Below are 23141 nucleotides of genomic sequence, written 5' to 3'. Positions count from 1 at the left end.
GAGTAAGCGCGATGCAAAATTCGACCGTTATCAACGCCCCTGCCAAGACATCTCAGCCGCTGCAGCCGCCGCGCCTCGGCGAGGAAATCCTGCGCGTCGAGCATGTGAACCGCGGCTTCAACAAGTCGCAAGGCGAACTGCTCGTGCTCGACGACGCGAACCTGTCGCTGCGCGAAGGCGAGATCGTCGGGCTGCTCGGCCGTTCGGGCTCGGGCAAGTCGACGCTGCTGCGAATCATCGCCGGGCTGATCGAGCCGACCGGCGGTGAAGTGACCTATCTCGGCCAGCCGCTGCGCGGCCCGGCCGAAGGCGTCGCGATGGTGTTCCAGACCTTCGCGCTGTTCCCGTGGCTGACCGTGCTGCAGAACGTGGAGGCCGGCCTCGAAGCGCTCGGCGTCGGCGCGCGCGAGCGGCGCGAGCGTGCGCTGGCCGCGATCGACCTGATCGGTCTCGACGGTTTCGAGAACGCGTACCCGCGCGAGCTGTCGGGCGGCATGCGCCAGCGCGTGGGCTTTGCGCGCGCGCTCGTCGTCGATCCGACGATCCTGCTGATGGACGAGCCGTTCTCGGCGCTCGACGTGCTGACGGCCGAGACGCTGCGTACCGACCTGCTCGACCTGTGGACGCAAGGGCGGATGCCGATCAAGTCGGTGCTGATCGTCACGCACAACATCGAGGAAGCCGTGTTCATGTGCGACCGGATCCTCGTGCTGTCGTCGAATCCGGGCCGCGTGATCGCCGAGATCAAGGTGCCGTTCAAGCATCCGCGCAACCGGCTCGACACCGATTTCCGCAAGCTCGTCGACGACATCTACGCGAAGATGACGGCCCGCCAGACCGGCGAGGCGACGAAGAAGGGGCTCGAGCTCGGCAGCTGGCTGCCGCAGGTGTCGACCAACCTGATGGCCGGCCTGATCGAAACGCTTGCGATGGCGCCGTACCATGGCCGCGCGGACATGCCGGAAATCGCGCGCACGCTGCATCTGGAAGTCGACGAACTGTTTCCGATCGCCGAAGTGCTGCAGTATCTCGGCTTTGCGGACGTGCGGGAAGGCGACGTGTTCCTGACGCCGCCCGCGCGCGTGTTCGCGGAATTCGGCACGCAGGAGCGCAAGCTGATGTTCGCGGATCATCTGCTGAAGCACGTACCGCTCGCCGCACGGATCAGGAAGGTGCTGAACGAGCGTCCGGGCCATCGTGCGCCGCGTGTGCGCTTCGAGCAGGAGCTCGAGGATTTCCTGTCGGACGAAGCGGCCGAGGAAACGCTCGACGCGGTGATCGACTGGGGGCGTTACGGCGAAGTTTTTTCGTATAACGACAAGACCGAGGTGTTCAGTTTCGAGGATGTCGAGAGCTGATGTCCGCACCCGAATGGCGAGTGATCGTCATTCGGGCAAATCGCGCTGGTTGGCGTCCAGATCGATCCCGCCGGTACTGAGATGCTCGATCTTCTCCATCCGCTGCCGCGCCAGTTCCGGCAGCCGGTTCGTCACGCCGATCACGAGCGCTTCCGCGAGCGCCAGCGCAGGCACATTGGTCTGCAGCATCGCGAACGGGCGCCCGTGGATCCGCAGCACGATCTCCGCGAACTTGCCGATCGGCGACATCCATTCGTCGGTGATCAGCAGGATCCGCGTGCCGAGCCGGTGCGCGGCCTGCGCGAAGCGGATGCTGTCCTTCTGGTAGCGGCGAAAGTCGAAGATGACGAGCACGTCGTTGCGCCCCATGTCGGTCAGTGCGACCGACGCGAGATTCACGTTCGGTTCGACGTACTGCACGTGCGGGCGCGCATAGGCCAGCGTGAACGAAAACAGCGACGCGAGCGGCGCCGTGTAGCGCCCGCCGCCGCAGAAGATGCGGATGTCGGTATCGGCCAGCAACGCCACGGCTGCGTCGAACGCCGCCGCGTCGAGCCCTTCGATCGTGGCCGCGAGCGATTCGGACAGCCGCTGGAAAATCGCCGAATGGCTGTCGCGCAGGCCCGTTTCCGAATGGAACGCATCCATTCGCGCGAGCGGCGAATTCATCGCCGTGTCGATCTCGTCGTACAGCGCCTGCTGGAACGACGAGTAATTCGGAAAGCCGATCCGGCCGACAAAGCGGAACACGGTCGGATCGCTGACTTCAGCCTGCTTCGCGAAGCTCGCGATCGGCCCGAGGCCGAGGCTCGGATAGCGATCCAGCAACGCCTGCGCAACCTTCTGTTCCGACGGCGTGAAGCTATCCATCTGGGATAACAGCAACGCCCTGATGCTCGTCCCCATCGGGCACTCCAGCTCTCTTATCTGAATGACAAACGGCAGACGTGCGTCTGCCGGGACTCCACGCATGTTAGCCGATCGACGTGCGGCGGGCCGCGCGCGGGCCGAAATTAGAGGGACGCATCGCTCGGCCAGGTGGCCCGCCCATCAATGTAATGAAACGAACATTTGGCGGGTAGTGTTTCCGCGTGTATTCGCTTCAAATTCAGTAGTAACCCTAGGTTTTTGCGTGAAAAAGCGAGTGCTATGATCGCGGCCTCGCCGGAATGTACCGTTTATTACATGCCGGATCGGCAGCGTTGGCACGCGATGACGCGGCGGCGCATCCCGGCATGGTCCGGTTATTTGTCTGGAGGATTCCGCATGAGGCGGCTCGTCGTACTCACCCTGTTGTCGGCTTTGAGCGTGTGCGGGTTCGCCGCTTCGGACCCCGCGGTTGAAGCGAAGAACGGCATGGTCGTGTCGTCGCAGCACTTCGCGTCGCAGATCGGCGTCGACATCCTGAAGCAAGGCGGCAACGCGGTGGACGCGGCGGTGGCGGTCGGTTATGCGCAGGCGGTGACCAATCCGTGCTGCGGCAACATCGGCGGCGGCGGCTTCATGACCGTGCACCTGGCCGACGGCCGCGACCGCTTCATCAATTTCCGCGAGACCGCGCCGGCCGCGGCCACGGCGAACATGTATCTCGACGCGTCGGGCAACGTGCGCCCGGGCGAAAGCCTGTACGGCTATCGCGCCGTCGGCGTGCCGGGCACGGTCGCCGGCCTCGATCTCGCGCAGCGCAAATACGGCAAGCTGACGCGCAAGCAGGTGATGGCACCCGCGATCCGGCTCGCGCGCGACGGCTTCATCCTGACGCGCGGCGATACGGACATCCTCGACACGACGATCGAGCGCTTCAAGAAGGACCCGGACGCGGCGCGCATCTTCCTGCGGCCGGACGGCACGCCGCTGCAGCCGGGCGACCGCCTGGTGCAGAAGGATCTGGCCCGCACGCTGGAGCGGATCGCGGCGCAGGGGCCCGACGCGTTCTATCACGGCGAGATTCCGAAGATCGTCGAGGCGGCGTCGAAGCAGGCGGGCGGCCTGATCACGGCGGCCGATTTCGCGTCCTACCGGGCCGACGACATGGCTCCGCTGAAGTGCACATACCGCGGCTACGAGTTCGTGTCGGCGCCGCCGCCGAGCTCGGGCGGCGTGACGATGTGCGAGACGCTGAACATCCTCGAAGGGTATGACCTGCGCAAGCTGGGCTATCACTCCGCGACGTCGGTCCACTACATGACCGAAGCGATGCGGCACGCGTACGAGGATCGCAACACGCTGCTCGGCGATCCGAACTTCATCGACAATCCGATCGCGAAGCTGACGAGCAAGGAATACGCGGCGCAAATCCGCAAGAGCATCCATGCCGATACGGCGACGCCGTCGGTCGACGTGCAGCCCGGCGTCGGCATGCACGAGAAGCCGGAAACGACGCATTACTCGATCATCGACCACGACGGCAATGCGGTATCGACGACCTATACCGTCAACGGCCGCTTCGGCGCCGTGGTCATTGCGCCGGGCACGGGCTTCTTCCTGAACGACGAGATGGACGACTTCACCACGAAGGTCGGCGCGCAGAACCTGTTCGGCCTCGTGCAGGGCACGCGCAACTCGATCGCGCCGGGCAAGCGTCCGCTGTCGTCGATGGCGCCGACCATCGTGACGAAGGACGGCAAGGTGTTCATGGTGGTCGGTTCGCCGGGCGGATCGCGCATCATCACGATCACGCTGCAGACCGTGCTGAACGTGATCGACTACGGGATGACGCCGCAGGACGCGGTCGCCGCGCCGCGCATCCACCACCAGTGGCTGCCCGACGAGGTCTATTACGAAACCTACGGCCTGTCGCCGGACACGCTCGCGATCCTGCGCAACATGGGCTACAAGATGGTCGAGCAGACGCCGTGGGGCGCGGCCGAGCTGATCATGGTCGGCCTGCCGGGCACCGAAGCGGCGAGCCGCCAGAGTTCCGGGAACGATTCGTCCGTGTCCGGCAACGTGCGCGCCGGCTTCATCTACGGCTACAACGATCCGCGCCGTCCGGCCGGATCGGCGATCGGCTACTGACCTGATCGCATCATGCTGAACCGCTGCCGCCGCCCGCATTCGCGTTTCCGCGAAGGCCGCGACGGCGGCAGCGCGTCCGTTCGCGGACATCCGCAAGCACGATCGGCGCCTGTGCGTGGCATTCCGCGTACGACCGGCTTGCCACACACGTGCGCTGACACGCGCCTTTCATCCGTCAACCCCTTCACCGTGCGACGAATCCCGTTATGAACAAACGAATGTCTGCGGCAGGCTGGATCCTGCTCGCGATGGCGGCCGGCATCCTCATCGGCTACCTGATCTTCACGCAGCTTCCCGACAAGCAGTCGGCCGCGGAAATCGCCGGCTACATCTCGCTCGTGTCCGATGTGTTCCTGCGGCTGATCAAGATGGTGATCGGCCCGCTGGTGTTCTCGACGCTCGTCGTCGGCATTGCGCATATGGGCGATGCGTCGTCCGTCGGGCGCGTGTTCGTGAAGGCGCTCGGCTGGTTCGTCACCGCGTCGCTGATCTCGCTGCTGCTCGGGCTGCTGATGGCGAACCTGCTGCGGCCCGGCGAGAACCTCGGCCTGCCGCTGCCGGACATCGGTGCGTCCGCGCATCTCGCGACGTCCAAGTTCACGCTGAAGGATTTCGTCGGCCACATGGTGCCGAAGTCGTTCGCCGAGGCGATGGCGAACAACGAGATCCTGCAGATCGTCGTGTTCTCGCTGTTCTTCGGCGTTGCGCTGGCGGCGCTCGGCGAGCGCGGCAAGATCCTCGTCGCCGCGATCGACCAGTTGTCGCACGTGATGCTCAAGATCACCGGCTACGTGATGAAGCTCGCGCCGCTCGCGGTGATGGCCGCGATGGCGTCGACCGTCGCGATCAACGGGCTGTCGATCCTGCTGAAGTTCGCGGTGTTCATGGGCGACTTCTACGTGAGCCTCGTGCTGCTGTGGGCCACGCTCGTCGCCGCCGGGCTGCTGTTCCTCGGCCGCCGCGTGTTCAAGCTGCTCCTGCTGATCAAGGAAGCGTTCATGCTGTCGTTCGCGACCGCGAGCTCCGAGGCCGCGTATCCGAAGATCCTCGACGCGCTCGACCGTTTCGGCGTGCGGCGCAAGATCGCGAGCTTCGTGATGCCGATGGGCTATTCGTTCAACCTCGACGGCTCGATGATGTACTGCACGTTCGCGTCGCTGTTCATCGCGCAGGCCTACAACATCCACCTGTCGCTCGGCACGCAGGTCACGATGCTGCTGATCCTGATGCTGACGTCGAAGGGGATGGCCGGCGTGCCGCGCGCATCGCTCGTCGTGATCGCGGCGACGCTGCACCAGTTCAATATCCCGGAAGCCGGGCTGCTGCTGATTCTCGGCGTCGACACGTTCCTCGACATGGGGCGCTCGGCCACGAATGCGGTGGGCAACTCGATCGCCAGCGCGGTGGTCGCGAAGTGGGAAGGCGAGCTGATGTCGGAAGCAGAGGCGGAAGTGCATGCCGCACATCTCGATGCCGAACTGGAACGGCAGAACCGCGATCAGGCCTACGGCGCCGGTCAGGCTACGTCGAGCTGACCTCAAGCGGTGCAGGCTTCGTCGATGCACGCGGCCAGCACCATTGCGGCGGCATTGCCCGGCGTCGAGCCGAGCAATTGCGGCGCATAGACGCTGTCGCCGATCCCGATCGACCGCCCCGACAGTGCGCAGACGCCGCGCTTGCGCGTCGTGAGCAGCCGCCACTTCTGGTAGCCGTAGTGCCCGGTGCACGCATCGCACCACGAAATCATCACGGTGTCGGCCGTGGGCCGCTCGAGCACGCTGATGGTCGGCCGGCTCGTCGCGTCCCACGACGGCAGGCGATCGCGCGTGACGCTGCGTCGCCGCGGCATGCCCCACGATAAGGACGGCATGTCGAAGCTGCCGATCGCGGCGACGGTCATGAGCCAGGGCGCTGCACTGTCGTTCATGTCTGTTTTCCTCGAAACGTTACGCGACACCGCGACGCGCGGCATCACGACAGGCGGATGCGCGGCTGCACGCAGCCGTTGATCCGTTCGGCGATCCACAGCAGGGTCGCCTTGGAGAAACCGTGCAGCGCCTGCTGGTGCCGCCGGTAGAGCATCAGGTGGCTGAACTGCGCGAAACGCCCCTGGATGAAGCCGCCGCGGAAGAACCCGAACTGCCCGAGTGTGCCGAACGCGTCGTAGTCGCTGATCGACACCAGCGCGCCGAAATCGTGGAACGCGAACGGCGGCATCGGCTTGCCGTCGAGCCACGCGGGCAGGTGCTTCGCGAGATGCTCGGCCTGCTGCGTCGCGACCTGCGCGGTCGGCGGCAGCGGCCGTTCGTGGCCGTCGGGCAGCAGGCTCGCGCAATCGCCGATCGCGAACACGTGCTCGTCGCCCGTGGCCTGTAGCGTCGGCCCGACGACGATCTGGTTCGCGCGGTTCGTGTCGAGCCCGCCCAGCGCCTGCATGAAATCGGGCGCCTTCACGCCCGCCGCCCAGACCATCAGATCTGCTTCGGCGTACGAACCGTCGCCGTAGTGGAAGCCGTTCGCGTCGGCCGACGTGACGCGCGTCGACGTCAGCACGTGAAAACCGATCTGTTCGAGCCGCCGCTGCGCCGACGCGGAAATCCTCGGCGGAAACGCGGCGAGGATGCGCGGGCCGCTTTCGAGCAGCGTCAACTGCAGCCGTTCGCGCACCGTCGCGTCGCCATACGCCTGCGCCACTTCCAGTAACCGGCTCAACTCCGCCGCGAGTTCCACGCCCGTCGCGCCCGCGCCGACGATCGCGACGCGAAACGGCTCGTCGCGCGCGATGCTGCGGAACACGCGCATCCGCAACGCTTCGTTGAAGGTCTCGGCCTGCTGCTGGCTGTCGATGAAGTAGCAGTGCTCGCGAACGCCCGGCACGCCGAAATCGTTGGCCTGGCTGCCGAGCGCGAGGATCAGCACGTCGTATTCGAGTTCGCGGGCCTCGATCACCACGTCGCCGTCCTGCGAGCGAATCTCGCCGAGCTGCACGCGGCGGCGCGCACGATCGAGCCCCTTCAGTTCGCCGGGCTGGTACGTGTAGCCATGGTCGCGTGCATGGGCGAGGAGGATCACCTGTTGCTGCTGGACGTCGCGCGTGCCGGCCGCGATCGTGTGCAGCATCGGCTTCCAGATATGCGTCGGACTGCGGTCGACGACGGTGACCTGCGCACGCCCGGACCGGCCGAGGCGCTCGCCCAGGCGGGTCGCGAGCTGCAGTCCGGCGATCCCGCCGCCGACGATGACGATGCGTGTAGGGGTTGTCATGAATAAATCATCACGTGATGAATAATGTATGATCCTAGCGCTTCCCGGCTTCGCGTGTCAACGGAGCGGGGCAGGCAGCCCGGTTCCGGCGACGTGAAACCGGGGCCCGAACACGGGCATTCGAACCATTCAAGGGGAGCAGGAAAACGTGGCTGAAGTCACTGAGCGCGCGCCGTCGAAGCGGCGTTCGCGCGGGCGGCCGCTGGCGGGTGCGTCCGTCGGTCCGGACGTGATTTTGCGGGCCGCGCGCCGCACGTTCGCGAAGCGAGGCTACGACGCGACGAGCGTGCGCGAGGTCGCGCGCGAACTGGGCGTCGACGCGGCGCTGATCGCCCATCATTTCGGTACGAAGGAAACGTTGTGGCTGGCCGTCGTCGAGCAGATCGTCGACCTGGCGACGCCGATGTTCGACGCGCTGCGTGCGTTGCGCACGTCGTCACTGCCGCATCGCGACCGCGTGCGGCGCGCGCTCGAGCTGTGCGTCGATCACGAATTCGACGAGCCCGACATCGGCATGTTCTTCTCGACCGCGGCGACCGAGGTGGGCGGGCGGCTCGATCGATTGCAGGAGCGGATCGTGCGGCCGTATCACGACGTGATGTTCCCGCTGCTGTCGGACGCCGTGCAGGCCGGCGCGATTCGTGCGGTCGATCCGAACGTGCTGTTCTTCATGATCGCGAGCGCGATCGGCACGACGGTGTCGTACAGCCACATGATGCTGGCGTTCACGTCGCTGCCGACGCAGCGGGACGCGTTCAAGCAGGCCGTGCTCGCCGCCGCGCTCAACATCATCGGCGACTGAGCGCCGCCGCGCGAACGATGCGCGCGGTCACGTCGCGGTAACCAGAACCGGTTCGCTCACTGCATTCCGTGCGGTTTCGTGCAGTGCATCGACGAGCGGTGACGGCGTCCGGTACGCGATCGCCAGCTTGTACGCGAGCAGGCTGCCCGCATCATTCAGTTCGCAGAACGTAATGCATTGCGGCTGCATCGGCACGAACAGGCGCGGCATCAGCGCGACGCCGATGCCACCCTCGACGAGCCCGGCCGTCGTCTGCATCTGGCGCGTCGGGTGACGCGATCCGCGCCGGCGGCCGGGTGCGGCCCGCGCATCATTCGACGTCCGTAGGCGGCTTGTCGCCGAGCCAGCGCCGCGCGCCGGGCCCGTTGCGGCCCGCGCGGTCTTCCGGGTTGGTCAGCTTGCAGCGCTTCAGCGACAGGCAACCGCAGCCGATGCACTCGTCGAGGTTGATGTAGAGCCGCTGCAATTCCTCGATCCGGCTCGCGACGCGCTGCTTCCAGCCGCGCGACAGCCGCTGCCAGTCCTTGTTGCTCGGCGCGGTGTCCTCGGGGAGGCTGACGAGCTGCTCGGCAATCTCGTCGAGCGAATAGCCGATTTTCTGCGCGAACACGATGAACGCGATCAGCCGCAACACCGCGCGCGAATAGTGGCGATGGCTCGAGCCGTTCCGGTGCGACTTGATGAGCCCGCGCGTTTCGTAGAACCGCAGTGTCGACGCCGGCACGCCGCTGCGCGCGGCCACTTCGCGAATCGACATCAGCGGCCATTTCGGTTCTTCCGGGGTACCCATGGCGTTCTCCGGGAAAAGCTTGACTTGAAGTTAACTTCAACTTTTATGCTACGCGGCAGTTTAACCCGTCGCGAGGCATCATGCTCTCCTTATCCCTACGCAGGACGTCGCCTTTGGGCGCGACCTGTGCCCTGTTGCTGGCATTGTCGGGCTGTCACGACGGCAAAGGCGCAGCGTCAGCCCATCCCCTTCCCGAAGTCGGCGTCGCAACCGTCGCGCCGCGCACGGTCCGCCTCGCTGACGAATTCAACGGACGCGTCGAAGCAGTCGACGCGGTCGAACTGCGGCCGCGCGTAAGCGGCTATCTGCAGCGTGTCGCGTACAAGGAGGGCGATCTCGTCACGCAGGGCGCGCTGTTGTTCGAGATCGACCCGCGCCCGTACCGGATCGCGCTCGACCGCGCGAACGCGCAGCAGCAGCGGGCCCGCGCGGCCGCGAGCCTCGCGAACGTACAGCTCAAGCGCGTGCAGACGCTGATCGATGCGCATGCGACGTCGCAGGAAGAGCTCGACAACGCGCGCGCCACCGCCGCGCAGGCGCATGCGGACCTGCAGGCGGCCGATGCGGCTGTTGCCGATGCCAGACTCAATCTCGGCTTCACCGAAGTGCGCGCGCCGATCGCGGGCCGCGTCGGCCGCGCGGTCGCGACCGCCGGCAACCTCGCGCGCGCGGACGACACGCTGTTGACGACCGTCGTGTCGCAGAATCCGGTCTACGTGTATTTCGACTGCGACGAGCAGAGCTACCTGCGCTACAACGCGCGGCGTGCCGATCCGACGCATCGCGCGATCGGCGCCGATCCGGTGCGCGTGGGTCTTGCGAACGAGACGGGCTTCCCGCATGCGGGCACCGTCGACTTCCTCGACAACCGGCTCGATCCGCAAACCGGCACGATTCGCGCGCGCGTGCGGCTGACGAACGCGGACCACACGTTCACGCCGGGCCTGTATGCGCGCGTGCAGCTCGTCAGCGGCCGCGACCAGGATGCGCTGCTCGTCGACGACAAGGCCGTGCTCACCGACCAGGACCGCAAGTACGTGTACGTGATCGGCCCCGGCGACAAGGCGCTGCGGCGCGACGTGACGATCGGCCGCGAGCTCGAGGGCGCGCGGATCGTCGAGAAGGGGCTGCAGGCGGGCGACCGCGTGGTGGTCGACGGCGTGCAGCGGATCTACTATCCGGGCGCGCAGGTGAAGCCGAAAGCGCTGCCCGCACGCGCCGATGCCGGTTCCGGCAATGGCAGTGGCACGGGCGGTGGCACGCAGGCCGTGGCCGACGCCGGCGCGCCGGCCGCGCAATGACGGGAGACAGATAATGGATTTCTCCCGATTCTTCATCGACCGGCCGATCTTCGCGGTCGTGCTGTCGATCGTCATCTTCGCGATCGGCCTGATCTCGATTCCGATGCTGCCGGCCGGCGAATACCCGGAAGTCGTGCCGCCGAGCGTCGTCGTGCGTGCGACGTACCCGGGCGCGAACCCGAAGGAAATCGCCGAATCGGTCGCCGAACCGCTGGAAGAGGCGATCAACGGCGTCGAAGGCATCATGTACATGAAGTCGGTCGCCGGGTCGGACGGCAGCCTGCAGGTCGTCGTCACGTTCCTGCAGGGCGTCGATCCCGACACGGCCGCCGTGCGCGTGCAGAACCGCGTGAGCCAGGCGCTGTCGCGCCTGCCCGACGAGGTGCGCCAGTACGGCGTGACGACGCAGAAGCAGTCGCCGACACCGCTGATGTACGTGAGCCTTTATTCGCCGGACAACAGCCGCGATTCGCTGTACCTGCGCAACTACCTGACGCTGAACGTGAAGGACGAACTGTCGCGGCTCACCGGCATCGGCGACGTCGGCGTGTACGGCTCCGGCGACTACGCGATGCGGCTGTGGCTCGACCCGAACCGGCTCGCGTCGCGCGGGCTGACCGCGAGCGACGTGATCGCGGCCGTGCGCGAGCAGAACGTGCAGGTGTCGGCCGGCCAGCTCGGCGCGGAGCCGTCGCCGAAGGCGAACGACTTCCTCGTGTCGATCAACGTGCGCGGCCGCCTGCGCACGGTGCAGGAATTCAGCGACATCGTGCTGCGCAACGGCGACGACGGCCAGGTCGTGAAGCTGTCCGACGTCGCGCGCATCGAGCTCGGCGCGGGCGACTACACGCTGCGCTCGTATTTCAACGACAGGCATTCGGCCGTGGTCGGCATCTTCCTGTCGCCGGGCGCGAACGCGCTCGACGTCGCGAAGGCCGTGTATGCGAAGCTCGACGAACTGTCGAAGCGTTTCCCGCCCGGCGTCGCGTACCGCCCCGTGTGGGACCCGACCGTGTTCGTGCGCGAATCGATCCGCGCGGTGCAGCACACGCTGATCGAGGCCGTCGTGCTGGTCGTGCTGGTCGTGATCCTGTTCCTGCAGACCTGGCGCGCGTCGATCATTCCGCTCGTCGCGGTGCCCGTGTCGGTGGTCGGCACGTTCGCGTTTCTCCATCTGCTCGGCTATTCGATCAACACGCTGACGCTGTTCGGGCTCGTGCTCGCGATCGGGATCGTCGTCGACGATGCGATCGTCGTCGTCGAGAACGTCGAGCGCAACATCGCGCAGGGGCTCAGCCCGCGCGATGCCGCGCACCAGGCGATGCGCGAGGTGTCGGGCCCGATCGTTGCGATCGCACTGGTGCTGTGCGCGGTGTTCGTGCCGATGGCGTTCATGTCGGGTGTCACGGGCCAGTTCTACAGGCAGTTTGCGGTGACGATCGCGATCTCGACGGTGATTTCCGCGATCAACTCGCTGACGCTGTCGCCCGCGCTCGCCGCGAAGCTGCTGCGCCCGCACGGCGCGCCGAAGGATGCGCTCACGCGCGCGCTCGACCGCGCATTCGGCTGGCTGTTCCATCCATTCAACCGCTTCTTCGAGCGCAGTTCCGACCGCTATCACGGTGTCGTCGCGCGCACGCTGAAACGGCGCGGCGTGGTGTTCGCGGTCTACGCGGCGCTGCTCGCGGCCACCGCGCTGCTGTTCAACGCGGTGCCGGGCGGCTTCATCCCCGTGCAGGACAAGCTGTACCTGTTCGCGGGCGCGAAGCTGCCGGAAGGCGCGTCGCTCGCGCGCACCAGCGCGGTGACCGAGCAGATGACGAAGATCGCGCTCGGCACCGACGGCGTCGAGATGGTGCCGGCGTTTGCCGGGCTGAATGCGCTGCAGGGCGTGAACACGCCGAACATCACGAACTCGTACGTGATCCTGAAGCCATTCGACCGGCGTCACCGCAGCGCCGCGCAGATCAACGCGGACCTGAACGCGCGCTTCGCGGCCATCGGCGGCGGCATCACCTACGCGCTGATGCCGCCGCCGATCCAGGGCCTCGGCAACGGCTCCGGCTACTCGCTGTACCTGGAGGATCGCGGCGGGCTCGGCTACGGCGCATTGCAGAACGCGCTCACCGCGTTCCAGGCGGCGGTTGCGAAGACGCCGGGGATGAGCTACCCCGTCAGCTCGTACCAGGCGAACATCCCGCAGCTCGAGGTGAAGGTCGACCGGCTGAAGGCGAAGGCGCAGGGCGTCGCGCTGACCGACCTGTTTAACACGCTGCAGGTCTATCTCGGCTCGATGTACGTGAACGACTTCAACGTGTTCGGCCGCGTATATCGCGTGATGGCGCAGGCCGATGCCGGTCATCGGCAGACGGCCGCCGACATCGCGAACCTGCGTACGCGCAACGCGAAGGGCGAGATGGTGCCGATCGGCTCGATGGTGACGGTGGGGCCCGCGTACGGGCCCGACCCGGTCGTCCGCTACAACGGCTATCCGGCCGCCGACCTGATCGGCGACGCCGATCCGAAGGCGATGTCGTCGTCGCAGGCGATCGCGAAGCTCCAGCAGATCGCGAAGGAGGTGCTGCCGCCCGGCATCACGCTCGAATGGACCGACCTCAGCTACCAGCAGGTCACGCAGAGCAACGCGGCGATCGTCGTGTTTCCGCTCGCGGTGATGCTCGTGTTCCTCGTGCTCGCATCGCTGTACGAGAGCTGGACGCTGCCGCTCGCGGTGATCCTGATCGTGCCCGTGTGCATGTGCGCGGCGCTGTTCGGCGTGTGGCTGTCGGGCGGCGACAACAACGTGTTCGTGCAGGTAGGGCTCGTCGTGCTGATGGGGCTTGCGTGCAAGAACGCGATCCTGATCGTCGAGTTCGCGCGCGAGCTCGAAATCCAGGGCAAGGGCGTGATCGAGGCCGCGCTCGAAGCGTGCAAGCTGCGGCTGCGCCCGATCGTGATGACGTCGGTCGCATTCATTGCCGGTTCCGTGCCGCTGCTGATCGGCAGCGGCGCGGGCAGCGAAGTGCGCGCGGCCACCGGCGTCACCGTGTTCGCGGGGATGCTGGGCGTCACGTTGTTCGGGCTGTTCCTGACGCCCGTGTTCTATGTGGCGATCCGCAAGCTCGCGGGCGGCACGCCGGCCGTCTGGAGCGAACAGCACGGCACCCTCGAAGGAGAAAACCGATGAGCGCCGCTTTCCGTTTTTCCGCGCTCGCGATGTCGGTGACGCTGGCCGCGTGCGCGGTCGGCCCCGATTTCAAGCGGCCCGATACGGCCACGGCCGCGCGGTTCGCGCGCGACGCACAGCCGGCGACGCAGCGCGAGGGGCCACCGTCCAATACGACGTCCAATCCGACGTCCGATACGCCGCCCGACGCGTCGGCCGATGCCGATGCCGCGTTCTGGCGCGGCTTCGGCGATCCGGCGTTGACGCGGCTGATCGAGACGGCGCTCGCGGCGAACCAGGACCTGCAGGTTGCCGTGTCGCGCTACGACGCATCGAACGCGCTGCTGTCGCAGGCGACGTTCGACCGCTATCCGACGATCACCGCGAGCGGTCAGATCGGCCATCAACTGACGAGCAAGGACCAGGCGTTCGGCGCGCCGCGCAGCCAGCGCGATACGCCTATATCCAGCGTCGGGATCAACGCGGCGTGGGAACTCGACCTGTTCGGCCGGGTGCGCCGCTCGATCGAGTCGCAGCGTGCGGAAACGGCGGCGAGCGCGGCGGACGTGCGCGCGGTGCGTGTCGCGATCGCCGGCGAGGTCGCGAGCACGTACGTCGATCTGCGCGGCTCGCAGGAGCGGCTGCGGATCGCGCGCGACAACGCCGACAACCAGAAGCAGACGCTCGCGCTGATCAATGCGCGCGTCGGCGCGGGGCGCGGCTCCGAACTCGATGCGGCGCGTGCGCGGGCGCAGTATGAATCGACGACGTCGCGGATTGCCGTGTACGAAGCCGCGATCGGCGTCGACGAGCATCGGCTCGCGGTGCTGACCGGGCAGACGCCGGATGCGCTGATCGGCCGGTTCGATCTCCCGAAGGCCGTCGCTTCGGCGGGCACGCCCGTGCCGCTGCCGACGCTTGCCGCCGACATCGATCCCGGCACGCCGGGCGACCTGCTGCGGCGGCGCCCCGACGTCGCGGCCGCCGAGGCACGGCTGCACGCGGCGACCGCGCGTGTCGGCGTCGCGACGGCCGACCTGTTTCCGCGCTTCACGCTGTCGGGATTGCTCGGCAGCGCGACGAGCAGCTACGGGTTCTTTCGCGCGGGCAGCGACACGAACCTGATCGCGCTCGGCATCGACTGGTCGTTCCTCGACGTCGGCCGCGTGCGTGCGCGGATCGCCGCGAGCGATGCGGAAGCGGCCGGCCAGCTCGCGCAGTACCGGCAGACCGTGCTCGGTGCGCTGGAGGAAACGGAGAACGCGCTGCTGCGCGTCGCACGCACGCGTGACGAGACAACGCACCTCGTGCGTGCGGCGGACGACAGCGCACGTGCCGCGCAGCTCGCGCAGACACGCTTCTCGGCCGGCGCGATCGACTACTACGAAGTGCTCGACGCGCAACGGACGCTGCTGCAGGCGCAGGATGCGGCGGCCGACGCGCGCACGCGCAGCGCGGCATCGACGGTCGCGCTGTACAAGGCGCTCGCGGGCGGCTGGCCGTCGGGAACGGCGCAGCGCGCGCAAGGGCCGCTCGCGCAGTCGGGACGGTAGCGCGGGCAGGGCGGCGCGGCAGGCCGGAACTGTGGTGCCTGCCGCGCGGAGCACGACTATATGTGGAGGGGAACCGTATCGAGGTAAGATTTAATTGCAACTGCAATTAAACGAAAGGAACGACCTGACATGAGCGCATCCGAACCCGATCTGTGGTTCTCGTTCGTCCGCGCGCATCGGACGATGATTCGCGAGATCGAGCGCCGCCTTGCGGATGCCGGCCTGCCCACGTATGCGTGGTACGACGCGTTGTGGGGCCTCGAAAGCGAGCCCGACGGCACGCGCCGCATGCACGAACTGGCCGACGTGCTCGCGATCGAGCGCTACAACCTCACGCGGCTCGTCGACCGGCTCGAACAGGAGGGGCTCGTCACGCGCGCCCGTTCGGCCGACGACGGCCGCGCAGCATACGCGAGCATCACCGACAAGGGGCGGGCACTGCGCAAGAAGATGTGGAAGGTGTACCAGTCGACGGTCTCGGAACTCTTTCTCGGGCAGTTCACCGGCAAGGAGCAGGTGGCGATGGCCGCCGCGCTCGATCGCGCGACCGCCGCGGCGCGTGAAGCGACGGCCGACGCGAAGTAGCGGAGGCCTGCTCGCGCGTCGGCCGCGCGCATACCGGTGCATCGCCTGTGCGGCAGGCACCGCACAGCCGGATTTGCGCTCGCTGTCGAGCGCCTGCCTGCCCCGGATCGCATAGTCTGCATATCCCTCCTTCGAGTGCAGGCATGTATCGGAGCCCTCGGTCTCGGCGTAGGATTGCAATTGCAACGATTGCAGTTGCAATGATAACCGGATGACAAGGACCGACATGACATCGACGCACTCCCTCACGTTCTATACGGCCGACACGCCGAACGGGCACAAGATCGCGATCTATCTGGAAGAGGCGGGGTTCGCGCACGACCTTGTGCACGTGAACCTGTCCGCTGGCGAGCAGCGCAGCCCGGCGTTTCTCGCGATCAACCCGAACGGCAAGATTCCGGCCATCGTCGACCACGACACCGGGCTGGCCGTGTTCGAATCCGGCGCGATCCTCGGCTATCTCGCCGCGAAGACGGGCTGTCTGCATCCCGAAACGCTGGCCGAGCGTACGGCGGTCCAGCAATGGCTGCACTTCCAGATCGGCGGGATCGGGCCGATGCTCGGCCAGCTCTGGTGGTTCCTGCATGCATCGAAGACGGTCAATGCGGAAGCGATCGCTCGCTACCGGAACGAAGCGCGGCGCCTCTATGGGGTCGTGAACGGCCGATTGTCGGAATCGGCGTATCTCGCATCGTCGCGATACTCGATCGCCGACATCGCCGCGTTTCCGTGGCTGCGCTCGGCGGCCGAACTCGATCTCGACGTTGCCGATTACCCGCACGTCGAGCGCTGGCTCGCCGACATCGCCGCACGGCCGGCCGTTCAGCGAGGCCTGGACGCCTGCCGCGCGCCGGCCGCAGCGCCGGCGCACTGACGGATGCAGCGCCCGCGCCGCACGGGCGGCGCGGGAACCAGCCGCCCGCCCGCCGGGAAACATTGTTCTCCTTCGTCGTAAACGTCTCGACGGGCTGTCGGGCTGGTCGATCAGCCGGTGCGTGACCGACCTCGGGCGTTCGTTCCTGACGCCGATACAGGCGATGATCCGGTGGGCCGACCAACATCATCGCGCGATCTGCGTCGCGCGCTGAGGGGATGCGCGTGCAGTTCTTTCGCTTGTCGGGCTGTTGCGGACGAAGCGCGATGCGGTGACGCATGTTCGATGCATTCGCATCGACATCGCATGATTTCGTTATCCGAATGGTTTGGTCGGAATGGACGGCTTGACGATGCTTTGCCGTATTCGTCGCGAATGCTGCGATGCGCTTGCAACACCGCGCCCGGAGAATGGACCTGGCATCGGCGCGACCGAAACATTCGGTCGTCTAATTGCGCGGCATGCGATGCGCACGATAAGAGAGTGGCAGGAATTCGGTCGATGCACGATGACGCGCCTGAGATCGGCGGGCATGTTGCATGTCGACGTTGCCTGATTGGACGCCCGGGCATCGGCTTTGGCGGTCGGGATCGTTCCAGGGAAAGGGCGAGCGTCGCAGCAGAGTCGCGAGTACGCCTGTCGGGCACCCATGAATCCGGAGCCGAACGGCGCGGGTTCGCAAGCCGTCCGGCTCCGGGTCCGGGCGCGCCACGGGCCGGAGCCGCGCAACCGCCTATCGCCACGAACCGTCGACGTAGACCCACACCTGCCCCTGGCGACGCCAGTAGCCGGGCACCCAGCGACGCCCGGGGCGCCGTGCGACCCAGCGACCGGATACCCATATATAGCGGCCGCGCTGCCAGCGCCAGTAACCGTCGGTCCATATATAGCCGTGCGGCCGTGGCGGCGGCGGGCGGCGGTCGTGCCGGGCCGCCGGCGGCCCGAAGCCCGGGCGGTCGTCATAAGGCGGCCCGCCGGGCACGCGGTTCGGGCCGGACGGCCGGTACCCCGGCGGTGCGGGCTGGGCCGAGGCGGCGCGGAGCCAGCCGGTGCCGACGAAGGCGGCGGTCAATCCGATGGCGCGCAGCAACGAGCGTCGATTCATGGCGTGTCCCTGTTCTGTATTGGAGGCGGCCTCACATTAGCGTGCCGGTACGCCGGCCGGGTTACGCCGGCGGTTAAGGCTGTTACCGCGTGTCACGGCACACGGTTGGGCGGCCCAGCCGGTGGAGATCGACCTTCCCGTTTCTGCGGACTGACAGGCGGACATCGCCCGCTGCACGGGCGTCGCTCCCTGTTTACTGGTCGACCGACACGGTTTAGACGATCGAAGCTCGGCATTTGAGGCTGAAATGGGTAAAAATTGCCGACTTCGGGGTTTCAGTCGAACCTGTTTGTTGTTTCTATGCAACCGTCAAGACGGCGACATGAAAGAATGGTGCGATGAAAGCCTCCAAAAAGTCCCCGTCAAGAAGTCAAAAACAGACATCAAAACAAATACTTATAATGTTTCCCCACTTTCATTATTTCTAGTTCTGGAAAAGCTTATTTCTTTATTTGCGGATCGCGCCCCTAGGGTACACCCCTAAACTCACGGTTCCCAAACGGGCAACTATCCGGGCGCGGCCAGCAGGACCGATGGCGTTCCCGGGCGGTTGAGACCGTTTATGAAACAAGGTCGCGAGACCTGCCTCTTTTTAGAAGGGAGCTCCACGAATGAACAAGACTCTGATCGTTGCAGCAGCTGCAGCATCGTTCGCTACCGTCGCTCACGCGCAAAGCAGCGTCACGCTGTACGGCGTGCTGGACGCAGGCATCACCTACCAAAGCAACATCGCAACGGGCGTCAACGCAGCTGGCCAGCCGGTCAACGGCAAGTCGCAGTGGGCGATGGGTTCGGGCATTGACCAGAGCCGTTTCGGCCTGCGTGGCTCGGAAGACCTCGGTGGTGGTCTGAAGGCAATCTTCACGTTGGAAAGCGGTTTCAACATCGGTAACGGCCGCTTCGCAAACGGCAACGGCGGCATGTTCAACCGTCAGTCGTTCGTTGGCCTGTCGAGCCAGTACGGCACGGTCACGCTGGGCAAGCAGTACGACGCAACGCAAGACTACCTGGCGCCGCTGACGGCAACGGGTTCGTGGGGCGGCACGTACTTCGCGCACCCGCTGAACAATGACCGTCTGAGCACGAATGGCGACGTCGCGCTGAACAACACGGTCAAGTACACGAGCGCGAACTACGCTGGTCTGCAATTCGGCGGCACGTACTCGTTCTCGAACAACACGAACTTCGGCAACAACCGTGCATACAGCGGCGGTGCGTCGTACCAGTTCCAAGGCCTGAAGCTGGGTGCAGCATACTCGCAAGCGAACATCGGTTCCGTGGCTAACCCGTCGGGCGCAGTCAACGCGTTCGCCGCTCAAGGCCGTAACCGCACGTTCGGTGCAGCTGCAGCATACGCATTCGGCCCGGCGCAAGTCGGTGCAGCATGGACGCAATCGCGTCTGGACAACCAAGCGAACGGCGGCGGCTCGCTGCGCGCTGACAACTACGAAGTCAACGCAAAGTACAACCTGACGCCGGCTCTCGGCCTGGGTGCTGCTTACACGTACACGAACGCGAAGGTTGACGGCAGCAGCGCGCACTGGAACCAGTTCGGCCTGCAAGCTGACTACGCTCTGTCGAAGCGCACGGACGTGTACGCACAAGCTGTGTACCAACGTGCATCGAAGAACGCCGGCGGCGCTTCGATCTACAACGGCGACGTCACGACGGCTCCGAGCTCGTCGATCAACCAAACCGCAGCAACGGTTGGTCTGCGTCACCGCTTCTAAGCGTGACGGCGGGGTAACCCGCTTCGCAGCATCGAAAAAGGCGCCTTCGGGCGCCTTTTTTTCGTCTGTGGAATGAGATGTCGGCGATTCGCATCGTCCGGACGCAAAAAAAGCGAGGCACGGGCCTCGCTTTTCTCGTTGCGCGCCGTCGCGGGGGCGGTACCCGTGGCAGATGGCTCAGCGCGTGTATTCGCCGTTGGCTTCCGGCTGGAACACGATCGCGGCGACCTTCATCAGCTTTTCGGCGCCGCTCGGCTGCATCACCTTGACCATCTGGCCGCGCTGCGTACCCAGCAGAGCCATGCCGACGGGCGAGAAGACGTTCAGGCGGCCGAGTTCGAGATTGGCGGCGTCCGGATAAACAATTGTCCAGGTGGCCTGTTCCTGGGTCGCTTCGTCGAGCAGCGTGATTTGCGAGTTCATCGTGACGACGTTCGCCTTGATGGCGTCGGGCTGGACGATATCGGCGCGTTCGAGCAGCGTGTCGAGCATCGTCTGGAATCGCGGGTTGTGTTCGGCGTGCTTCTCGAGGCGAGCGACGTCGAGTTCAGTCAACTGGTAAAGGCGTTGTTTCATGGCAGTTCTCCAAATGATCGGCAGGGGCAGGCGTGGCGTGCCTATGAGGATCGCCCGGAGCCTGTCTGACCTGGCTCCGGGAGGAGACCGAGCCGTCAGATCAGGCGCCGGGCAGGGGCGAGCGGCGCCTGGGCCGTGCGTCGAGCGAGTGGATGCGCCGGATGGCCGGCGCGTGCGCGCGCGCCGGCCGGGCCGGACAGCGAAACCGAGAGGGGCGTGAGCGCGTACATGGTGGATGGAATATCGAATCGACTGGCGAATAAAACCTTACGATTTTACAACACAACCTTCGGGATATGTGATCCGGCTGTTGGCGTTTCGTCAACGATTGTTGTGCGGATGAAGCAAGTGGCGATGCCCTGGCCCATAAACAGTGGGCGATATTTTCCAAAATCGCAACGCTGTATGTTCAAACCAAGGGTTTTCCCTTGAGGCGGCGAGAACTACACTGGATTCAATCGCTTCAGACAGTCCTGCCGAGGCGACGTCAAAACAGAACATATTCCGGAGGTAAATCATGAAGTCGATCATCTACGCAGCCATCGCCGCATCCGTCCTTGCCGCCCCGATCGCATCGTTTGCACAGTCCGACCAAGGGCTGACCCGCGACCAGGTCAAGGCCGAACTCGTGCAACTCGAACAGAACGGCTACAAGCCGCTGGCGAGCGATTCGCAATATCCGAGCGATATCCAGGCCGCCGAACAACGGATCCAGCCGAACCAGCCGATGCTCGCGCAGGCCGATACGAGCGGCTACGGTGCGGTGGCGACGGGTGCCGGACAAACTGGCCGTCGCATGACGCGGGAAGCACCGAACCCCGTGAACTCGGTCTACTTCGGCAACTAAGCGAACGTCCCCGGTCTGCCCGAGCGCACCACTTAATCGACGAGGCGCGCGCCGTCCGCGCGCGTCGTTCGCCCGCAGGAGCAGAACCTCCGTCGCCGCATTCCGGCGGCTTTCCGCCCAGACGCTTACGCGTTTGGGCCTTTTTTGCTGGAGCGGGTCAGACGGACGTAACCGAGGGCGTGCCGTGGATGTAGTGTTCGAGCTGGCTGATCGTGAACTGCTGATCGGCAATCACGCTCTTCACGAGGTCGCCGATCGAGATGAGGCCGATCAGCTTGCCGCCGTCGAGGACGGGCAGGTGGCGCATCCGGTGCTCGGTCATCAGCGCCATGCACTCGTCGGTGGACTGCGACGGTTCGACGTAGCGCACCTTCGCCGTCATGATTTCCTCGACGCGGGTGGCTTTCGATGAACGGTCCTGCAGGACGATCTTGCGCGCGTAGTCGCGCTCGGTGACGATGCCTGCGATGTCGTCGCCGTCCACGACCAGCAAAGCGCCGATGCCCTTTTCCGCCATCAGCTTGATGGCGTCGTAGACGAGGTCGTTCTTCTTGACGGTGTAGATGGTGCGGCCCGAATCCGGCTTGGCCTTGAGAATCTGCGCGACAGTCGTGCTCATTCGCTTTCTCCGTGTGCAGGTCGATGCAGGGAAGGCAGGCGTGATGCGCGTCACCCGATGGGCCCAGTATAGCCGGGCAGGCGGCGGCAGTCGCGTGACGTTTCCAGATTAGCGGTAAACTCCCGTCACGCACTATCCACACAACTCCTACATTCCTGAACGTTTCGATTGAATTCATGATGTCTTTGCGTCCCCAATCGCCCACGCCGGGCAATGGCCAGGCCGACGAGTGCGTGACGCTCGTCGCCACTGCGTCGCTGCCTACGCGCTACGGTACGTTCACGTCATACGCATTCCGCGTATCGGGCAGCGATGCCGAACATCTCGCGCTCGTGATGGGCGACGTGACCGGCGAGCAGTCCGTGCTGACGCGGCTGCATTCCGAATGCCTGACCGGCGACGTGTTCGGCTCGTACCGCTGCGATTGCGGCGAGCAGCTCGATCTCGCGTTGCGCTACATTGCGGCCGAAGACCGCGGCGTGCTGCTGTATCTGCGCGGCCATGAGGGGCGCGGGATCGGCCTGAGCAACAAGATTCGCGCATACGCGTTGCAGGAGCAGGGGCGCGATACCGTCGAGGCGAACCTCGACCTCGGCCTGCCCGACGACGCTCGCGAATACGACTCGGCCGCCGCGATCCTCCGGATCCTCGGCGTGACGTCGGTGCGCCTGATGAGCAACAACCCGAAGAAGTTCGACACGCTCGCGAAGCACGGCATTCCCGTCTGTGAACGCGTGGCGCTCGCGGTGCCCGTGCGCGAGGAAAACGAGCGTTATATCCGTACGAAGCAGACGAAGTTCGGGCATTACTTCGAGGAAAACGAGTAATTACAGCGGGCGCACTGGCGCCCGTTTCTCGCTGCTTGTTCTTCCGGTCGTCGTCGGCTGACGCGACGATCGCGATTTCCCCTTCATTCGTTCTGTATCCGGGTTCGTGACGTTACCGCGTTGCACCGCAACCCGTACGATCCGTATCACCCATGACCACGCCATCGAGGATCGAAACCGAACGCCTGACGCTGCGTCGCTGGCGACCGGCGGACGCGGACGCACTTGCGGCGATGCATGCGCATCCGGACGTGACCGCGTGGCTCGCATGCGGCCCGATGTCCATCGATGAGGTGAACGACGCCATCGCGCGCTTTGAAGCGCATTTCGATGCGCACGGTTTCGGGCTCTGGGCGGTCGAGCGTCGCGCCGACGCGATGCTGATCGGGCTGTGCGGCTTGTCGCACGAAGCGCGCGCAACGCATCCGGTGGCGCCGTGCGTCGAGATCATGTGGCGGCAGGCGCGTCCCGCATGGGGTCATGGTTATATTGCCGAAGCGGCGGCCGCGGCTTTGGTCGACGGATTCGACCGGATCGGACTCGGCGAGATCTTCGCATGGACGGCCGATACCAATCTGCGATCGCAACACGTGATGCAGCGGCTCGGTATGCTGCGCGAACCCGCGCGCGATTTCGATCATCCGGTGTTGCCGGAAGGGCATGCGCTGCGGCGGCACGTCGTGTATGTCGCGCGCCCCGGCGGCAGCGTCGGCGCGTAATGGCTCA

General features: G+C 65.8%; 20 protein-coding genes and 2 pseudogenes. 14 read left to right on the top strand and 8 right to left on the bottom strand.

Annotation, left to right across the window (positions count from 1 at the left end; genetic code table 11):
- Window positions 1-11: 11 nt before the first annotated feature.
- Entirely contained in the window at window positions 12-1358 is a 1347-nt protein-coding gene (locus KVT39_RS03150) for an AAA-associated domain-containing protein (protein WP_217587756.1), read from the top strand.
- Window positions 1359-1385: 27 nt separating this feature from the next.
- Here KVT39_RS03150 and KVT39_RS03145 read toward each other — a convergent pair whose 3' ends face one another.
- The gene (locus KVT39_RS03145) at window positions 1386-2264 is read right to left on the bottom strand and encodes a MurR/RpiR family transcriptional regulator (protein WP_034180425.1); all 879 of its coding nucleotides are present in this window, start codon (window positions 2262-2264) and stop codon (window positions 1386-1388) included.
- Between the two features lie 360 nt (window positions 2265-2624).
- On the opposite strand from KVT39_RS03145, the gene ggt reads away from it, so the two are divergent.
- Window positions 2625-4376: a gamma-glutamyltransferase gene (ggt, locus tag KVT39_RS03140; protein WP_217587754.1), complete on the top strand. Its 1752-nt coding sequence runs from the start codon at window positions 2625-2627 to the stop codon at window positions 4374-4376.
- A gap of 206 nt (window positions 4377-4582) precedes the next feature.
- Window positions 4583-5911: a dicarboxylate/amino acid:cation symporter gene (locus tag KVT39_RS03135; protein WP_034180423.1), complete on the top strand. Its 1329-nt coding sequence runs from the start codon at window positions 4583-4585 to the stop codon at window positions 5909-5911.
- 2 nt (window positions 5912-5913) lie between these two features.
- On the opposite strand, the gene KVT39_RS03130 is transcribed toward KVT39_RS03135, so the two are convergent.
- Window positions 5914-6303, bottom strand: coding sequence for a DUF3331 domain-containing protein (locus KVT39_RS03130; protein WP_217587753.1), 390 nt, complete (start codon window positions 6301-6303; stop codon window positions 5914-5916).
- 44 nt (window positions 6304-6347) lie between these two features.
- Entirely contained in the window at window positions 6348-7640 is a 1293-nt protein-coding gene (locus KVT39_RS03125; protein WP_217587752.1) for an NAD(P)/FAD-dependent oxidoreductase, read from the bottom strand.
- 148 nt (window positions 7641-7788) lie between these two features.
- Here KVT39_RS03125 and KVT39_RS03120 point away from each other — a divergent pair, with 148 nt between their 5' ends.
- The gene (locus KVT39_RS03120) at window positions 7789-8442 is read left to right on the top strand and encodes a TetR/AcrR family transcriptional regulator (RefSeq protein WP_034180420.1); all 654 of its coding nucleotides are present in this window, start codon (window positions 7789-7791) and stop codon (window positions 8440-8442) included.
- 27 nt (window positions 8443-8469) lie between these two features.
- Here the strand turns inward: KVT39_RS03120 and KVT39_RS03115 are convergent.
- Together KVT39_RS03115 and soxR are read right to left on the bottom strand one after the other, a co-directional pair.
- Window positions 8470-8706, bottom strand: a pseudogene (locus KVT39_RS03115) (LysR family transcriptional regulator); the annotation flags it as partial.
- 46 nt (window positions 8707-8752) lie between these two features.
- The gene (gene soxR, locus KVT39_RS03110; RefSeq protein WP_034180419.1) at window positions 8753-9232 is read right to left on the bottom strand and encodes a redox-sensitive transcriptional activator SoxR; all 480 of its coding nucleotides are present in this window, start codon (window positions 9230-9232) and stop codon (window positions 8753-8755) included.
- A gap of 80 nt (window positions 9233-9312) precedes the next feature.
- Between soxR and KVT39_RS03105 the strand changes: the two genes are divergently transcribed.
- The 6 genes and pseudogenes from KVT39_RS03105 to KVT39_RS38390 all read left to right on the top strand — a co-directional run.
- Window positions 9313-10533 (top strand): efflux RND transporter periplasmic adaptor subunit, encoded by a 1221-nt coding sequence (locus KVT39_RS03105; protein ID WP_217587751.1) that lies wholly within the window; start codon window positions 9313-9315, stop codon window positions 10531-10533.
- 13 nt (window positions 10534-10546) lie between these two features.
- A complete protein-coding gene (locus tag KVT39_RS03100; RefSeq protein ID WP_217587749.1) occupies window positions 10547-13720 on the top strand; it encodes an efflux RND transporter permease subunit in 3174 nt (1057 codons plus the stop codon).
- Window positions 13717-15252, top strand: a complete 1536-nt coding sequence (locus KVT39_RS03095) for an efflux transporter outer membrane subunit (RefSeq protein WP_217587748.1) — start codon at window positions 13717-13719, stop codon at window positions 15250-15252. The genes KVT39_RS03100 and KVT39_RS03095 overlap by 4 nt, the downstream gene beginning before the upstream one ends.
- A 129-nt stretch (window positions 15253-15381) precedes the next feature.
- Entirely contained in the window at window positions 15382-15837 is a 456-nt protein-coding gene (locus KVT39_RS03090; protein ID WP_175747482.1) for a MarR family winged helix-turn-helix transcriptional regulator, read from the top strand.
- A gap of 226 nt (window positions 15838-16063) precedes the next feature.
- A complete protein-coding gene (locus KVT39_RS03085) occupies window positions 16064-16711 on the top strand; it encodes a glutathione S-transferase family protein (RefSeq protein ID WP_217587747.1) in 648 nt (215 codons plus the stop codon).
- 121 nt (window positions 16712-16832) lie between these two features.
- A pseudogene (locus tag KVT39_RS38390) lies at window positions 16833-16925 on the top strand (transcriptional regulator); the annotation flags it as partial.
- Between the two features lie 519 nt (window positions 16926-17444).
- On the opposite strand, the gene KVT39_RS03080 reads toward KVT39_RS38390, so the two are convergent.
- The gene (locus tag KVT39_RS03080; RefSeq protein ID WP_217587744.1) at window positions 17445-17816 is read right to left on the bottom strand and encodes a YXWGXW repeat-containing protein; all 372 of its coding nucleotides are present in this window, start codon (window positions 17814-17816) and stop codon (window positions 17445-17447) included.
- A 611-nt stretch (window positions 17817-18427) separates the two neighbouring features.
- Between KVT39_RS03080 and KVT39_RS03075 the strand changes: the two genes are divergently transcribed.
- Entirely contained in the window at window positions 18428-19546 is a 1119-nt protein-coding gene (locus KVT39_RS03075) for a porin (protein ID WP_105392044.1), read from the top strand.
- Between the two features lie 177 nt (window positions 19547-19723).
- On the opposite strand, the gene KVT39_RS03070 is transcribed toward KVT39_RS03075, so the two are convergent.
- Window positions 19724-20122 (bottom strand): GreA/GreB family elongation factor, encoded by a 399-nt coding sequence (locus KVT39_RS03070; protein WP_006486027.1) that lies wholly within the window; start codon window positions 20120-20122, stop codon window positions 19724-19726.
- 517 nt (window positions 20123-20639) lie between these two features.
- Between KVT39_RS03070 and KVT39_RS03065 the strand changes: the two genes are divergently transcribed.
- Entirely contained in the window at window positions 20640-20969 is a 330-nt protein-coding gene (locus KVT39_RS03065) for a DUF4148 domain-containing protein (protein WP_034180411.1), read from the top strand.
- 157 nt (window positions 20970-21126) lie between these two features.
- Here the strand turns inward: KVT39_RS03065 and KVT39_RS03060 are convergent, their stop codons facing one another.
- The gene (locus KVT39_RS03060; RefSeq protein WP_034180410.1) at window positions 21127-21588 is read right to left on the bottom strand and encodes a CBS domain-containing protein; all 462 of its coding nucleotides are present in this window, start codon (window positions 21586-21588) and stop codon (window positions 21127-21129) included.
- Between the two features lie 176 nt (window positions 21589-21764).
- Here KVT39_RS03060 and ribA point away from each other — a divergent pair, with 176 nt between their 5' ends.
- Together ribA and KVT39_RS03050 are read left to right on the top strand one after the other, a co-directional pair.
- The gene (gene ribA / locus KVT39_RS03055) at window positions 21765-22415 is read left to right on the top strand and encodes a GTP cyclohydrolase II (RefSeq protein WP_034180409.1); all 651 of its coding nucleotides are present in this window, start codon (window positions 21765-21767) and stop codon (window positions 22413-22415) included.
- Window positions 22416-22567: 152 nt separating this feature from the next.
- Entirely contained in the window at window positions 22568-23134 is a 567-nt protein-coding gene (locus tag KVT39_RS03050) for a GNAT family N-acetyltransferase (RefSeq protein WP_217587742.1), read from the top strand.
- Window positions 23135-23141: the final 7 nt, after the last annotated feature.

The organism is Burkholderia sp. GbtcB21, from assembly GCF_019091065.1.
Classification (GTDB): domain Bacteria; phylum Pseudomonadota; class Gammaproteobacteria; order Burkholderiales; family Burkholderiaceae; genus Burkholderia; species Burkholderia pyrrocinia_C.
The sequence above is the reverse complement of the archived record's forward strand: the minus strand, read 5'-3'. Positions and strand labels throughout refer to the sequence as shown.